At 40.2% G+C, this 15,448-nt stretch carries 12 protein-coding genes; 6 read left to right on the top strand and 6 right to left on the bottom strand.

Features of this window, described 5'->3' with window-relative positions; genetic code table 11:
* Window positions 1-433: 433 nt before the first annotated feature.
* The 6 genes from H5203_RS11615 to rpmH form a co-directional block, all read right to left on the bottom strand.
* Window positions 434-1,222 carry an isocitrate lyase/phosphoenolpyruvate mutase family protein gene (locus H5203_RS11615; RefSeq protein WP_182759106.1) on the bottom strand — a complete coding sequence of 263 codons (789 nt, stop codon included), beginning with the start codon at window positions 1,220-1,222 and terminating at the stop codon, window positions 434-436.
* A 403-nt stretch (window positions 1,223-1,625) separates the two neighbouring features.
* Entirely contained in the window at window positions 1,626-2,990 is a 1,365-nt protein-coding gene (gene mnmE / locus H5203_RS11610) for a tRNA uridine-5-carboxymethylaminomethyl(34) synthesis GTPase MnmE (RefSeq protein ID WP_145241707.1), read from the bottom strand.
* Between the two features lie 126 nt (window positions 2,991-3,116).
* Window positions 3,117-4,751 carry a membrane protein insertase YidC gene (yidC, locus tag H5203_RS11605; protein ID WP_145241709.1) on the bottom strand — a complete coding sequence of 545 codons (1,635 nt, stop codon included), beginning with the start codon at window positions 4,749-4,751 and terminating at the stop codon, window positions 3,117-3,119.
* Between the two features lie 8 nt (window positions 4,752-4,759).
* Complete coding sequence (yidD, locus tag H5203_RS11600; protein WP_064668255.1) at window positions 4,760-5,035, bottom strand: membrane protein insertion efficiency factor YidD; 276 nt, start codon at window positions 5,033-5,035, stop codon at window positions 4,760-4,762.
* Window positions 5,036-5,161: 126 nt separating this feature from the next.
* Window positions 5,162-5,587 carry a ribonuclease P protein component gene (gene rnpA, locus H5203_RS11595; RefSeq protein ID WP_145241711.1) on the bottom strand — a complete coding sequence of 142 codons (426 nt, stop codon included), beginning with the start codon at window positions 5,585-5,587 and terminating at the stop codon, window positions 5,162-5,164.
* Window positions 5,588-5,594: 7 nt separating this feature from the next.
* Window positions 5,595-5,729, bottom strand: coding sequence for a 50S ribosomal protein L34 (gene rpmH / locus H5203_RS11590; RefSeq protein WP_004335215.1), 135 nt, complete (start codon window positions 5,727-5,729; stop codon window positions 5,595-5,597).
* Window positions 5,730-6,236: 507 nt separating this feature from the next.
* Between rpmH and dnaA the strand changes: the two genes are divergently transcribed.
* The 6 genes from dnaA to glyS all read left to right on the top strand — a co-directional run bounded on the left by dnaA (window position 6,237) and on the right by glyS (window position 15,403).
* Complete coding sequence (gene dnaA / locus H5203_RS11585; protein WP_182819746.1) at window positions 6,237-7,628, top strand: chromosomal replication initiator protein DnaA; 1,392 nt, start codon at window positions 6,237-6,239, stop codon at window positions 7,626-7,628.
* Between the two features lie 13 nt (window positions 7,629-7,641).
* Window positions 7,642-8,745, top strand: a complete 1,104-nt coding sequence (dnaN, locus tag H5203_RS11580; RefSeq protein ID WP_145241715.1) for a DNA polymerase III subunit beta — start codon at window positions 7,642-7,644, stop codon at window positions 8,743-8,745.
* A gap of 6 nt (window positions 8,746-8,751) precedes the next feature.
* Window positions 8,752-9,846 (top strand): DNA replication/repair protein RecF, encoded by a 1,095-nt coding sequence (recF, locus tag H5203_RS11575; protein WP_145241717.1) that lies wholly within the window; start codon window positions 8,752-8,754, stop codon window positions 9,844-9,846.
* Window positions 9,847-9,858: 12 nt separating this feature from the next.
* Window positions 9,859-12,285 carry a DNA topoisomerase (ATP-hydrolyzing) subunit B gene (gene gyrB / locus H5203_RS11570; RefSeq protein WP_145241719.1) on the top strand — a complete coding sequence of 809 codons (2,427 nt, stop codon included), beginning with the start codon at window positions 9,859-9,861 and terminating at the stop codon, window positions 12,283-12,285.
* Between the two features lie 143 nt (window positions 12,286-12,428).
* Window positions 12,429-13,331, top strand: a complete 903-nt coding sequence (gene glyQ, locus H5203_RS11565) for a glycine--tRNA ligase subunit alpha (protein WP_145241722.1) — start codon at window positions 12,429-12,431, stop codon at window positions 13,329-13,331.
* A 2-nt stretch (window positions 13,332-13,333) separates the two neighbouring features.
* The gene (gene glyS, locus H5203_RS11560; RefSeq protein WP_182758891.1) at window positions 13,334-15,403 is read left to right on the top strand and encodes a glycine--tRNA ligase subunit beta; all 2,070 of its coding nucleotides are present in this window, start codon (window positions 13,334-13,336) and stop codon (window positions 15,401-15,403) included.
* Window positions 15,404-15,448: the final 45 nt, after the last annotated feature.

The following is a 15,448-nucleotide window of genomic DNA, read 5'->3' as shown; positions in this document are numbered from 1 at the left end:
TGGGAAAGCTGGGTAGTAAAAACATAAGATCTTATTTTTATTTTACTAAGCTATTGATTTTACGTTTTATGAGTGGTGAATTTTCGTTTCATTAAGAGTTTTAAAACGAGTGATCAGAATGTGGATAGATCGCCTGTTGATAACGATCGTTTTGGCTATAAATTAATTTATGAAATGCCAAAAAATATTTCAAGTAGGGTGCTAAATAAGTAATTAATGGCAATTAAAGTTGATTTAGTGGGTTTATTGCTCGATTTATACTGTTTGAGCTAATAAATTGAGTACTTTTTATATGCCTCTAAGTTAAAAATGATCAAAAAAGCCCAAATTGTGGATAACAATTTGAGCTTGTGCTGATCAATTTCTAAATTAGTTGCTATTTTTATCACTAATTATGATTTTAATTTTGTATAAATAGCTTTTAAAACTCCGATTAGAATAAATGATCGCTACTTTTTGTGCTATTAAAAGTACTGCTAGCGGTAAAAATATAGGCTTTTGTGGCATCAAATAGTGCATTACCAAGCGTATATCTTTGCACGCCATGTGCAAATAATGAGCTGCTATTACTACTATTATCGCAAAGAAAATCACTTTTTAATGGCTGTGCCATCACGTTAAGTGGCACCTTAAGTGTCGTTGTTATTTGCTTTATTGCTGTTAAATCGGATAATCCAGGGATAAAAATACCATCAACGCCAGCGTCTTGATAAGCCAAAGATCGAGTTATTACATGTTCAAGAGAAGCCATATTTTGGCTGTAGCAATCAGTTCTAGCATTGATAAATAGCTGTGAAAAACCATACTTTTTAAGTGTATTTTTAATCGCTTTAAGGATCTCTACTTGGTGTTCTAGGGAGCGTAACTGAGCTGTTTTTTTATCTGAATCCTCAATATTAATACCGACAGCACCTAATTTGGCTACGGCCAAAACATGCTGACAAATAGTGTTTACGTCATTACTGTAACCTGATTCAATATCCACAGAAACAGCAATATTAACAGCATCGATTATTGGTTTTAGCTGACTTATAAACTCCTCAAATGAGCATTGTTCGCCATCTTCTTGACCTCGAGATTGTGCCATCCCCCAACTTGTTGTGGCGATAGCAGCAAAACCAGTATCAGCTAATATGCGAGCGCTTAATGGATCCCACGCATTTGGTAATAAAAATAATTGATCTTGTTTATGTAATTGATGAAAGGTTTGGTATTTATTCATAATGATCTCAAAAGTGAATTTCATTATGACTATAAAAAGATTACGGTGACTACGCTGGCCAAATTCGGCACTGAACGTAAATTTTAAGCTCGTTGTAAAAACCTAAAAGGCAGTGATAGCGACGGATAATTTAGAGCGGTTGGTTAAATAACGACTTGTATTTTTTATTGAATACAGTTAATACCAATCGTGTAAAGTTACTGACCATTTATAGCGACAGATAAATACAGTGATAACAAGGCGTAAATTTTGACATGTAGTTGTTCTAATTGAAAAAATTATAACGCAGTTAGCGCTTTATGTAGCTCGCTAGAATGGTTAAATATCTAAGTCGATTGGTATAATAATATACTGGTTTTTGAAGGGGATTAAGAGTGCTTATATAAGCACCCTTAGTTTTTAATTATTTACCGATACAAAACGAGCTGAAAATTTTGCCAAGTAGATCGTCAGAGGTAAATTCACCGGTGATCTCGTTTAAGTAGTTTTGTGTTAAACGTAGTTCTTCAGCTAGGATCTCACCGGCAATATGCATCTCTAATTGGTCTTTGCCAGTTTGTAAATGATGAGCTGCGCTATCGAGTGCATCTAAGTGACGACGACGGGCCATAAAGCCGCCTTCGGTAGCTCCCTGAAAACCTATACATGCCTTTAAGTGAGTACGAACTAACTCTATACCATCAGCATTTTTAGCACTTAAGCTGATCACTGGATATTGCTGGTTTTCGCTCATACCGACTTCGTCACCCGATAAATCGGCTTTATTTCTGATCACGGTTACGCCCATACCGGCAGGTAGTTTGGCCATAAACTCTGGCCAAATAGCATGTGGGTCAGTGTCTTTGGTATCAGTGCCATCAAGCATAAACAACACGCGGTCGGCTTGTTTTATTTCATCCCATGCGCGTTCAATGCCTATTTGCTCAACGCGGTCTGGGCTTTCGCGCAGGCCTGCAGTATCTATAATATGTAGCGGCATGCCATCAATGTGAATGTGTTCTCGTAGTACGTCACGGGTGGTGCCGGCAATTTCAGTAACAATAGCGGCTTCACGCCCTGCAAGTGCATTTAGTAAACTAGATTTGCCTGCGTTAGGGCGCCCAGCAATCACCACGCGCATACCTTCACGCATAATGCTGCCTTGTTTTGCTTGATTGGTCACATTGCTTAGCTGGGTGATAATGGCATTTAGATCACCAGAGACTTTACCGTCAGATAAAAAGTCTATTTCCTCATCGGGAAAATCAATGGCCGCTTCAACGTACATACGCAAGTGAATGACTTTTTCAACTAAGGTATCAATGTGCTTAGAGAACTCGCCCTGGAGTGATTGTAAGGCGCTTTTGGCTGCTTGTTCTGAAGTGGCATTAATTAAGTCAGCAATTGCTTCTGCTTGGGTTAAGTCCATTTTGTCGTTCATAAAGGCGCGCTCAGAAAACTCGCCTGGCTTTGCTAATCGCACACCTTCAATTTGGCTAATTTCTTTAAGTAGCATATCCAGTACTACAGGACCTCCATGGCCTTGTAGTTCAAGTACATCTTCGCCAGTGAAAGAGTTTGGCCCGGCAAAATAAATAGCAATACCTTGATCAAGTTGCTCGCCAGCAAGACTGTTAAATGGCACGTAATCGGCGTAACGCACCTTAGGGCAACGACCAATAATCTGTTCGGCGACGGTTTTTACTAAACTGCCAGAAACGCGAATAATACCAACGCCACCACGACCAGGTGCGGTTGCTTGTGCTGCAATTGTGTCTTGATTGATCATGCTAATAGTTTGCCAACTTAAAGAGTAATGGTATGGGCGTATTGTAACCTATGCAGTTATGACTGGCGAATAGCGGGCAATAAAAAAGGCGACCAATGGTCGCCTTAATTTAAGTAACTGAGCAAATTAGCCCCTGACTTTTATTCCTTGCTTTTCCATACCGCGATAGATGATCAGCATCTGTGCGATAGAGATAAGGTTTGATACTAACCAGTAAAGTACTAGACCAGATGGGAACCAAAGGAAGAACACTGAGAAGATAACCGGCATAAAGGTCATCATCTTTTGTTGCATCGGATCAGTTACCGTCATTGGTTGTAGCTTTTGCGTAATAAACATACTGGCACCAAATAAGATTGGTAGTACGTAGTATGGGTCTTTCGCAGATAAGTCAGTTAACCAAAAAATAAATTCAGCATGACGCAGTTCTGTTGATTCTAAGAATACATAAAATAGCGCTAAGAAAATTGGCATTTGCAGCAAAATAGGGAAACAGCCACCCATAGGGTTTACTTTCTCTTTGCGGTACATTTCCATGGTTGCTTGGCCGAATTTTTGACGGTCATCACCAAACTTTTCTTTTAATGCAGCCATTTTAGGCTGTAGGGCACGCATCTTCGCCATTGACGTATATTGCGCTTTGGTAAGTGGGTACATTGCTGATTTAACAATCACAGTAATGGCGATAATTGCCACACCCCAGTTACCTAGTATGCTATGTAGCCATTTTAATAGTATAAATAACGGCTGTGAGATAAACCATAACCAACCGTAATCGACAGTTAAATCTAAGTTCGGATGAATAGCTTCAAGTATATCCGACTCTTTAGGGCCCATATAGTAAGTTGCACCAAGAGTTGCTTGTTGGTTCGCTTGTACATTTATCGGCTCACCTTTAGCACCAATAATTGCTGCGTTGCCTTTAGCAATTAAGCTGTAAAGGGTATTTTGCTGTTCTTGCGAAGGAACCCACGCACTTACAAAGTAGTGCTGAATAAAAGCAATATAACCACCTTGCGTATTAATGCTAAGGTTTTTGTCGGCCATATCAGAAAAGCTATATTTCTCGTACTTTTCCTCAGCAGAACCATAGGCAGCACCTAAGTAGTTTTGGTCAACTAAGCTGCCTTTATCTTGTACTGTGCGTTTTACTTGCGTATACAGCTGTACTTGAATTGGCTCTGCGGTGGTGTTATTTACTGAGTATTCTAAAGCAACATCGTATTGACCTTTTTTGAATACATACGTTTTAGTAAAACTAACACCTTTGCTATCAGTAAATGTAAGTGGTACGCGAAGTTCGTCACCTGTTAAAGCAAATGTTTTTTGCTCAGAGTGATAAACCGGGCGACCTTCTGCAGATGCATCTGGGCCATTTAAGCCTATTAAACCACTTTGAGAGAAATATTGTTTACCATCAAACTCACCAAGTAACATATAAGGCGTTTCGCTGCCTTTTGTTTCTTCGTATTGCAGTAAGTCAGCTTCAACAATATCACCACCACGGGTGTCAATTTTAACTTTGAATACGTCAGTCGTAATTTCAATAACTGAACGTTTCGCGGTTGTTGCTGCAGTAGGTAATTCACCATCGGTTGATGATGGAACATAATCATCGGAGTCAGGGGAATTAGTTTGTAGTGTTTGTGTGTTGGCACTAGGATCGACTTTTGGTGCGTTGTAGTCTTTATTCCACTCTTGGAACAATAAAAACGATACAAGCATCAGGCCGATGAATAAAAACGTGCGTTGCGATTCCATAACAGCTCTTATTTCTCGTGTTGGTGGTTAATATGGGTTAATTTTTCAGGTACGGGATCATCCCCACCTGAATGTAAAGGATGACATTTTAATATGCGTTTAACCGCTAACCAACTCCCTTTTACAGATCCATGCAAATTAATTGCTTGAATAGCATAACTAGAGCAGGTTGGATTAAAGCGACAATGCGGACCTAACAGCGGACTAATCCACTTTTGATAACCACGAATTAATAACACTAAACAGCGCTTAGGAAAAGCAACAAGTGGTTTTAGTAACCTCATGATGTTCAAGCCTCTGCGTAATATTTAGTGAATGGATACCATGAATTTAAACGCCCAAAATGGAATTTTAAATGCATGATTAAAAGGTGAGCTAAAGATACCTTAATTAACCATGTAATTCTATTGCTATTGGCTCTGTTTATTGGATTTAGCCGATTTGTTGGGGCGTTTTTTAAACGGCGGTGGTTTTGGTGCACCAGGTTTACAGCGTTCGTTAATCTTGCGCCATAATTTAGTGAGTTGTTTAGTTAGCTCTTCATTTGACTGTTCATCAATACCACTTTTAACCATCAGCACAATATCGACATTATCAATAGTGTGTTGGTTTAAACGAAAACTTTCGCGAGCAAGACGTTTAATACGGTTTCGTTGGCAAGCTTTTTTAACCCGTTTTTTAGCGACAGTGAGTCCTAAGCGAGGTTTTGCTTGGTCATTGGGTTTTGCTAATAAGGTAAAGAAAGGAGTTGCGGCCCGAGCGGGTTCATTAAAGATGCGAGAGTAATGCGAGGGAGTTAACAGACGTAACTCCCTGCCAAAGTTAAAGTCTTCCACTTATATATTAAGCAGAAAGAACTTTGCGGCCTTTAGCGCGGCGACGAGCTAATACTTTACGGCCATTTACAGTTGCCATGCGAGCACGGAAACCGTGTGCACGTTTGCGTTTTAAAACGCTAGGTTGAAAAGTTCTTTTCATAACAATTCCATCCGATCGGTTAAAGGTTAAAACATCCTATGCAGGTCGCGATCCTGGCACAGGTGCCATTGCGAGCGCGAGATATTATCGATGAAGTGCCTTAAAGTCAACCATAATCGCATTTATAATAGAGGGGCGATAATAGATCTGTTGGCAGGATCTGCTAGGATCCTTATATTAAAGAAGTTTTCCACAGGCTCTGTATAAAAAGTGCATAAAAGCTTGGGGTAAGTAAAATAGATCACATAATTTGATCGCGATCCAAGCCCTTTTTTGCTATGATCATACTTTGAAGTTAAAAATAATTGCTATTAAAAATCAACGTCTTGCTTGTTTTTTTTAGCCAGATCATATTTTTCAAAAAAATCAATCTTGTACTTGTGGATAAAGTGCATTCATAATACTCGGTCTTGGGTTAATAAATTGCCTAAATAATAGTAATAAATGTATGATTTCCGGCCACTAAAGATGACCGGGAATAAATACTAAGTCTTTGGGAGTTTAACTGTGTATCTGTCGGTTTGGCAAAGTTGTTTATATGTATTGCAAGATGAACTGCCTTCGCAGCAGTTCAGTATGTGGGTAAGACCACTACAAGCAGAAAGTACCGAAGATACCCTGACGATTTATGCACCTAATCGCTTTGTGCTTGATTGGGTAAGAGAAAAGTACTTAAACCGAATTAATGAATTACTTGTTGAGATTTGTAAGGATGAAGCGCCAGAGTTACGCTTTGATGTAGGTAGCAAGCCAATCCACAATGCGCAAGTGATCGCGCCTACAACAACTGGCTCTGCGACCCCGATGAATCAGCCGGCAGCAAAGCAGCAACCAAAAGCAGCTAAAGCTGTGGTTGAGCCTGCTCCTAAGTCTGGTTACAAATCAAACATTAAAGAAAACTACACCTTTGATAGTTTTGTTGAAGGTAAATCTAACCAGTTAGCAAAAGCTGCTGCGACGCAAGTTGCGGATAATCCTGGTGCTGCCTTTAACCCGGTATTTATATATGGTGGAACGGGTTTAGGTAAAACGCATTTATTACATGCGGTTGGCAATGGCATTATGGCAAATAAGCCAGATGCAAAAATTGTTTATATGCACTCAGAACGCTTTGTGCAAGATATGGTTAAAGCCCTGCAAAATAATGCTATTGAAGAATTTAAGCGTTATTACCGCAGTGTTGATGCTTTAATGATCGATGATATTCAGTTTTTTGCTAACAAAGAACGCTCTCAAGAAGAATTCTTTCATACTTTCAATGCATTACTTGAAGGTAACCAACAAATTATTTTAACCTCAGATCGTTATCCAAAAGAGATTGAAGGGGTTGAAGATCGCCTTAAATCACGTTTTGGTTGGGGTTTAACCATCGCGATTGAGCCGCCAGAGCTTGAAACGCGAGTGGCTATTTTGATGAAAAAAGCCCAGCAGAGTAAAATAAATTTACCTCACGAAGTGGCCTTTTTTATCGCTAAAAAATTACGTTCAAATGTGCGTGAGTTAGAGGGCGCGCTTAATCGTGTGATTGCTAATGCAAACTTTACTGGTCGACCAATTTCGATCGACTTTGTAAAAGAAGCATTACGTGACTTGCTCGCTTTGCAGGACAAACTGGTCACGATAGACAATATTCAACGTACGGTTGCTGAATATTATCGTATTCGTGTCTCAGACCTGCTATCTAAGCGCCGCAGCCGCTCTATCGCAAGACCTCGTCAAGTTGCTATGGCACTGTCTAAAGAACTTACCAATCACAGCTTACCTGAGATTGGTGATGCCTTTGGTGGCCGCGACCACACTACAGTATTGCATGCTTGCAGAAAGATTAAATCACTACGTGATGAAAGCCACGAAGTGAAAGAAGATTACCAAAACCTAATAAGAACATTGTCATCTTAGGGCTGACTTTATTATGCAAATAACTATATCAAGAGAACAATTTTTAAAACCTTTGGTGCAAGTATCCGGCGCAATTGAACGCAAGCATACCTTGCCAATTTTATCTAACGTTTTGTTAGAGGTTGAAAATGGCGAGCTTTCAATGACAGGTACAGACCTTGAGATTGAACTTGTTGCAAAGGTTTTTGTTGGCGATGATACCGCTGATACTAAATTGACTTTGCCAGCTAAAAAATTACTCGATATTTGTAAAAGTCTGCCAGACGGTTCAGATTTAACGTTGAGCAGTCAAGATCACCAACTATTACTGACCAGTGGAAAAAGTCGCTTTTCATTAACTACACTCGCTGCGGAAGACTTTCCTAATCTTGAGCAGTGGGACGGTGAAGTTGAATTTCAACTAACGCGCTTAGAACTGCGAAAGTTACTTGAAAGCACTCACTTTTCGATGGCCAATCAAGACGTACGCTATTACTTAAATGGTATGTCGTTTGAAGTAGATAATACTGATATAAAAACAGTGGCTACTGATGGTCACCGTTTAGCAATTGCGCAAAAACAATTAACGCAATCGTTAAACACTCAACGTCAGCTAATAATTCCGCGTAAAGGCGTACAAGAAATTATGCGGCTAATGGTTGCTGATGATGAGTTGGTGACAATTCAATTTGGTGCAAATCATATTCGTATTTTAGATACAGAGTTTACTTTTACTAGTAAATTAGTTGATGGGCGTTTTCCTGATTACCGCCGAGTATTGCCACGTGGTGGTGATAAAGTGATTACCGCAAATCGTGAATGGTTACGCAGTGCGTTTCAACGGGTATCTATTTTATCGAACGAGAAGTTTAGAGGTGTACGGTTAAACTTATCGAACGGACTATTAAAAATTACCGCCAACAACCCAGAGCAAGAGCAAGCTGAGGAAGTGGTTGAAGTGAGCTATCAAGGTGATGACTTAGAAATTGGCTTTAACGTATCGTATGTTTTAGATGTATTAAATACATTAAAAACAGAAGACGTTTTATTTACGCTTGCTGATTCAAATAGTAGTGCATTGATAGAAGGTGCTGGCGATGAAGAAGCCATGTACGTTGTTATGCCAATGCGCTTATAAGGCACTATGAGTTTAAGTCATTTGAGCCTCAATAATTTTCGGAATATTGAGGCACTCACTGTAGAGCCAGTGAATGGTATTAACATAATTTATGGTGAAAATGGCAGTGGCAAAACCAGCCTTCTTGAGGCTATTTATTACCTTTCTCATGGCAAGTCTTTCCGCACCCCAAAACACAAAAGTATCATTACGCACCATAAAGAAAAATTCACCATTCATGGTCGTAAATCACTTTATAACTTATCAATTCCAATCGGTATTAGTAAGACTTTAAGTGGTGAGACCGAATTAAAAATACAGGGTAAGTCTAGTCGTCGAGTGTCTGAACTTGCCCAGTTAATGCCAGTACAAGTGATCACCCCTGAAAGCTATTCGTTGTTTTTTGGAGGTCCAAAAGAACGCCGAAAATTTTTAGATTTAGGATTGTTCCACGTGGAACAAGACTTTTTTTATTTGTGGCAATCTTTCAATAAAGTATTAAAGCAACGTAATGCATTATTGAAAAGTAAGCCTAAGAATTATTTTGATCAAATCAAGTTTTGGGATAAAGAATTTGTTAGACTGGCAGACCAAATAAATAATTTACGAATTGCGTATATAAGTAGGTTTAAGCAGCAATTTTTTGATAAAATGTGTGCAGAATTAACGCTTATACGCGATTTAGAAATAAGTTTTTATGCTGGTTGGAAAGAAAATGAATCTCTAGCCGACGCTCTCGAACAAAGCTTTGAGCGTGATAGTCGCCAAGGTTTTACAAATAAAGGGCCGCATAAAGCTGATTTCAGTTTTAGTGTCGCTGGCAATAGTGTGGAAAACACCTTTTCACGCGGTCAATTGAAACTATTGCTTTATGCGTTAAAAGTAACGCAAAATAGTTTGATTGAGTCAGAGACAGAAAAGCAATCAATATTGCTAATAGATGATCTACCTTCAGAGTTAGGGGAAGATACGAAAGAGAAAGTAGGACAGTTATTGTCGCACTGTAGCTCTCAAATATTTATCTCTACAATTCAATCTGAAAGTATATCTGCTGTGGTGGAACCCATGCAACGAGAACTACAAATGTTCCACGTGAAACATGGCAACCTAATAACAAGATAAGTGGGATTAACCATGTCTGAGAATTACGATTCGTCGAGTATTAAAGTACTAAAAGGATTAGACGCAGTAAGAAAGCGTCCTGGAATGTATATAGGGGACACCGATGATGGCACAGGCTTACACCACATGGTGTTTGAAGTCGTTGATAACTCTATCGATGAAGCCTTAGCAGGTCATTGTGATGACATCTTTGTCTCAATTCATTTAGATGGTTCAGTCTCTGTTCGAGATAACGGCCGTGGTATTCCAACTTCAATTCATGAAGAAGAAGGCGTGTCAGCTGCTGAAGTAATTATGACTGTACTACATGCTGGTGGTAAGTTTGATGATAACTCATATAAAGTATCAGGCGGCTTACACGGTGTTGGTGTTTCAGTAGTAAATGCGCTTTCAGAAAAATTAAAGCTAACAGTTCGCCGTGAAGGCAAGCTACATGAGCAATTTTACACTATGGGTGTTCCTGATGCGCCACTAGCTGTAATTGGCGAATCAGAAACCACAGGTACTGAACTTCGTTTTTGGCCAAGTGGTGAGACTTTCACAAACTTAGATTTCCATTACGATATTTTAGCTAAGCGCTTACGCGAGTTGTCATTCCTGAATTCAGGTGTGAGTATTATTTTAAATGATGAACGCGAAGAAAATAAAACAGACCACTTTAAATATGAAGGGGGTATTCGTGCCTTCGTTGAGTATTTAAACCGTAACAAGACACCTATTCATAAAGGTGTATTCCACTTTACTCATGAACGTGAAGAAGATGGTATTAGCGTTGAAGTATCAATGCAGTGGAATGATGCTTACCAAGAAAACATTTACTGTTTTACAAACAACATTCCACAACGTGATGGTGGTACTCACTTAGCCGGTTTTAGATCTGCGCTAACTCGTACACTTAACAACTATATGGAAAAAGAAGGCTTTAACAAAAAAGCTAAAACAACCAGTAATGCAACAGGCGATGATGCCCGTGAAGGCTTAACTGCAGTTGTTAGTGTTAAAGTTCCTGATCCTAAGTTCTCATCACAAACCAAAGATAAGCTAGTTTCAAGCGAAGTTAAATCAGCTGTAGAACAGGCAATGGCTGAGAAATTCACTGAATTCTTATTAGAAAATCCAGTAGACGCAAAAATAGTTGTTGGTAAAATCATTGATGCTTCTCGTGCTCGTGAAGCGGCGCGTAAAGCCCGTGAAATGACTCGTCGTAAAGGCGCAATGGACTTAGCAGGTTTACCTGGTAAGTTAGCGGATTGCCAAGAAAAAGATCCAGCCCTGTCTGAACTATATATAGTGGAAGGGGACTCTGCTGGCGGATCAGCCAAGCAGGGTCGTAACCGTAAGAATCAAGCGATTCTTCCGCTTAAAGGTAAAATACTAAACGTAGAGAAAGCGCGTTTTGATAAGATGTTATCTTCACAAGAAGTTGCCACGTTAATTACAGCCCTTGGTTGTGGTATTGGCCGCGATGAGTATAACCCTGAAAAATTACGCTATCACCGCATCATTATCATGACCGATGCTGACGTCGATGGTTCGCACATTCGTACGTTACTGTTGACCTTTTTCTACCGTCAAATGCCAGAAATCGTTGAACGTGGTTATATCTATATTGCTCAACCACCACTTTATAAAGTGAAAAAAGGTAAACAAGAGCGCTATATTAAAGATGATCCAGCACTTGTCGAATACCTAACTTCATTAGCATTAAATGGTGCCGCACTTTATACCGGTGCTGATGCATCTGCACTTGAAGGTGAAGCTTTAGAGGCTATCGTTCATGATTATCAAAACACAGTTAAAGTTATTGAGCGCTTAAAACGTAAATACCCGAATACGGTTATGGAACGTTTGATCTATCAAACAGAGCTAAACGAAACTGATTTAGCCGATGAAGCTAAAGTAATCGAGTGGACCAAAACGTTAGTCGATGACTTAGTCGCACGTGATGAAGATGCAACTATCTTCGCTGCTGCAACAGAGCATGATACTGAGCGTAACTTATATTACCCAGTTATCAATATTCGCCAACACGGTGTTGATAAGGCACACGTACTGAGCCATGATTTTATCTCTTCACGTGATTATAAACGCATCGCAGTAACTGGTACTAACATTGCCAATATCTTAAGTGAAGGTGCTTATATTCAACGTGGAGAGAAAACACTAGCTGTTGATAACTTTGTGGATGCATTGGAATGGTTGATCGCAGAATCTAAGCGTGGGCTATATATCCAGCGCTATAAAGGACTAGGTGAGATGAATCCAAGTCAGCTGTGGGAAACTACCATGGATCCTTCAGCGCGTCGCATGTTACAAGTAACCATTGAAGATGCTGTTGGTGCAGACCAATTATTCGCAACCTTGATGGGTGACCAAGTTGAGCCGCGTCGTGAGTTCATAGAAACGAATGCACTACGTGTAGTTAACTTAGACGTATAATTAAATTATAGTAATTACAAAAAAGGAGCCTTAGGCTCCTTTTTTATTTTCTCAATTGCACAAACTGCTTAAAACATGACTACGCACAAGGTATACTGAAGATAATTTTCACGCTACATCACAGCAGATACTAAAAGCCAAATATGCAAAAATATGACGTTAAAACCTTTCAAGGTTTGATCCTGGCTTTACAGGATTACTGGGCACAGCAAGGCTGTGTCATTATTCAGCCACTTGATATGGAAGTTGGTGCAGGCACATTTCATCCGCAAACATTTTTAAAGTCTATTGGTCCTGAACCAATGTCGAGCGCGTATGTGCAACCATGTCGTCGTCCTACCGATGGCCGTTATGGTGAGAATCCAAATCGCCTGCAACATTACTACCAGTTCCAAGTCGTATTAAAACCATCACCAGATAACATCCAGGAGCTATATTTAGGCTCATTAGCGGCTGTTGGCATTGATACCCTTACTGACGAAGTACGCTTCGTTGAAGACAACTGGGAATCACCTACGCTAGGCGCATGGGGTCTTGGTTGGGAGATCTGGTTAAACGGTATGGAAGTAACCCAGTTTACCTACTTCCAACAAGTAGGGGGCTTAGAGTGCTCTCCTGTTACTGGTGAGATCACTTATGGTCTTGAGCGTTTAGCTATGTACATTCAAGGCGTAGATAGCATCTACGATCTAGTATGGGCTGATGGCCCAATGGGCCGTGTTACTTACGGTGATGTATTCCATCAGAACGAAGTTGAGCAATCAACTTATAACTTTGAGCATGCAAATGTTGACGATTTATTTGCCCAGTTTGATAAATGCGAAGCTGAGAGCCAAAAGCTAATTGAAGCAAGCTTACCATTACCTGCTTATGAGCAAGTAATGAAAGCATCACACGCATTTAACTTATTGGATGCACGTCACGCTATTTCGGTAACAGAGCGCCAGCGTTATATCTTGCGCGTTCGTGCATTATCTAAAGCGTGTGCACAAAGTTATTATGACAAACGCGAAGCGCTTGGTTTCCCGTTGTGTAAGGATAAGTAAGCATGTCAGCACAAAATTTATTAGTAGAAATTGGCACCGAAGAGTTGCCACCAAAATCATTGCGTAAACTTGCCGAAGCATTTGCTGCAAATCTGACTGCAGAGCTTGAGAGTCTAGAGCTTAATCACCAAGGCGTAAGCTGGTATGCATCTCCTCGTCGCTTAGGTTTACAAGTAACAGCACTTGAAGCTCAGCAACAAGACAAAGAAGTAGAAAAACGTGGTCCAGCAACGAAGGCTGCATTTGATGCCGATGGCAAGCCGACCAAAGCTGCAATGGGTTGGGCTCGTGGTTGTGGTATTGAAGTAAGTGAAGCGCAAACACTCGAGACCGATAAAGGTGCATGGTTGTTACACATTGCTAAAGTAGCAGGCAAAGAAACCACAGCCTTGATGGCTGATGCGGTAAATAAAGCGTTAGCTAAACTTCCTATTCCTAAACCAATGCGTTGGGGGGCGAATAAAACACAATTTATTCGTCCTGTTCATACCGCAACTATTTTGTTTGGCGAACAGCTAATTGAAGGCGAAGTCCTTGGTAAAGCAGTGGGTAACCAACTGCAAGGCCATCGTTTTCATCATCCAGAAAAAATCACAATCAAACACGCTGATGATGTTTTTGAGGTGCTTAAGTCTGCACATGTTGTTGCTGATTACCAGCAGCGTAAAGCACAAATTCGTAGCCAAATCGAAGCTGCAGCAACAGCCGTTAATGCAGTAGTAGCTATGGATGAAGATTTACTTGAAGAAGTAACTTCATTGGTTGAATGGCCAGTAACTCTTACTGCAACATTTGAAGAAGCGTTTTTAGATGTACCAGCCGAAGCGCTGATCTACACTATGAAAGACGATCAAAAATACTTCCCATTACTTGATCAAGACGGCAAGCTACTTAATAAGTTTTTGTTTGTTTCAAACATCGAAAGTAAAAACCCAAGCGTAGTTATTGCTGGTAACGAGAAAGTAGTGCGCCCGCGTTTAGCTGATGCGCAGTTCTTCTTTGAAACAGATAAAAAGAAAACTCTTGAAAGCCGTTTAGAATCACTTAATAGCGTATTGTTCCAACAGCAATTGGGTACGCTTAAAGATAAGTCAGAGCGTATTAGTGAACTTGCTGGTTACATTGCTGAGCAATTAGGTGCCGATAAAACACTTGCTAAGCGTGCTGGTTTATTAAGTAAAACCGATCTAATGACCGAAATGGTGATGGAGTTTACTGACGTACAAGGTGTGATGGGGATGCACTATGCACGCCATGACGGTGAAGCCGAAGATGTTGCCATTGCCCAAAACGAGCAATACATGCCGCGTTTTGCCGGTGATAATTTACCTACAAACTTAATTAGCTGCGCGGTAGCGATTGCCGATAAGTTCGATACACTGGTAGGTATTTTTGGTATTGGCCAAGCACCAAAAGGTGATAAAGATCCGTTTGCGCTTCGTCGTGCAGCCATTGGTGCGCTGCGTATCATGGTAGAAAAAGAACTACCACTTGATATTTTAGATCTAGTCGCAAAATCACAAACCCTGTTTGGCGACAAGCTAACTAACTTAAATGTATCAGCCGATGTGTTTGAATTTATGCTAGGGCGTTTTCGTGCATGGTATCAAGATGAAGGTATTGAAGTAGACGTTATTCAAGCTGTACTAGTACGTCGCCCAACTAAGCCTGTTGATTTTGACCGTCGTGTTAAAGCGGTAAGTCACTTCCGTACATTAGACGCCGCAGAAGCGCTTGCAGCAGCTAATAAACGGGTAAGTAATATTCTGGCTAAAAATGACATTACAACGCAAGGCACTGTTGATGAGAGCTTATTAAGCGATGATGCCGAAAAGGCATTAGCGGCACAAGTTGCTAAGTTTGCCACTGAATTAGCGCCGTTATACGCGGCTGGCGACTATCAAGAAGCGCTTGCCCAACTTGCGGGTATTCGTGAAAGTGTTGATAACTTCTTCGACAACGTGATGGTAATGGCAGACGATGAAGCCGTTAAGCAAAACCGTTTAGCATTACTAAGTCAACTGAGTGGTCTATTTTTAGATATTGCTGATATTTCTGTATTACAGAAATAAATTCAGCTTCGCTTAAAAAGCCAGCAGCTATGCTGGCTTTTTAGT

The sequence above is a fragment of the Pseudoalteromonas sp. SG41-1 genome, from assembly GCF_014164575.1.
GTDB lineage: Bacteria > Pseudomonadota > Gammaproteobacteria > Enterobacterales > Alteromonadaceae > Pseudoalteromonas > Pseudoalteromonas rhizosphaerae.
The sequence above is the reverse complement of the archived record's forward strand: the minus strand, read 5'-3'. Positions and strand labels throughout refer to the sequence as shown.

Excerpts from the sequence above, each read along its gene's own strand:
- H5203_RS11615 (WP_182759106.1), bottom strand. The coding sequence starts at position 1,222 with ATGAATAAATACCAAACCTTTCATCAATTACATAAACAAGATCAATTA.
- mnmE (WP_145241707.1), bottom strand. The coding sequence starts at position 2,990 with ATGATCAATCAAGACACAATTGCAGCACAAGCAACCGCACCTGGTCGT.
- yidC (WP_145241709.1), bottom strand. The coding sequence starts at position 4,751 with ATGGAATCGCAACGCACGTTTTTATTCATCGGCCTGATGCTTGTATCG.
- yidD (WP_064668255.1), bottom strand. The coding sequence starts at position 5,035 with ATGAGGTTACTAAAACCACTTGTTGCTTTTCCTAAGCGCTGTTTAGTG.
- rpmH (WP_004335215.1), bottom strand. The coding sequence starts at position 5,729 with ATGAAAAGAACTTTTCAACCTAGCGTTTTAAAACGCAAACGTGCACAC.
- dnaN (WP_145241715.1), top strand. The coding sequence starts at position 7,642 with ATGCAAATAACTATATCAAGAGAACAATTTTTAAAACCTTTGGTGCAA.
- recF (WP_145241717.1), top strand. The coding sequence starts at position 8,752 with ATGAGTTTAAGTCATTTGAGCCTCAATAATTTTCGGAATATTGAGGCA.
- gyrB (WP_145241719.1), top strand. The coding sequence starts at position 9,859 with ATGTCTGAGAATTACGATTCGTCGAGTATTAAAGTACTAAAAGGATTA.
- glyQ (WP_145241722.1), top strand. The coding sequence starts at position 12,429 with ATGCAAAAATATGACGTTAAAACCTTTCAAGGTTTGATCCTGGCTTTA.
- glyS (WP_182758891.1), top strand. The coding sequence starts at position 13,334 with ATGTCAGCACAAAATTTATTAGTAGAAATTGGCACCGAAGAGTTGCCA.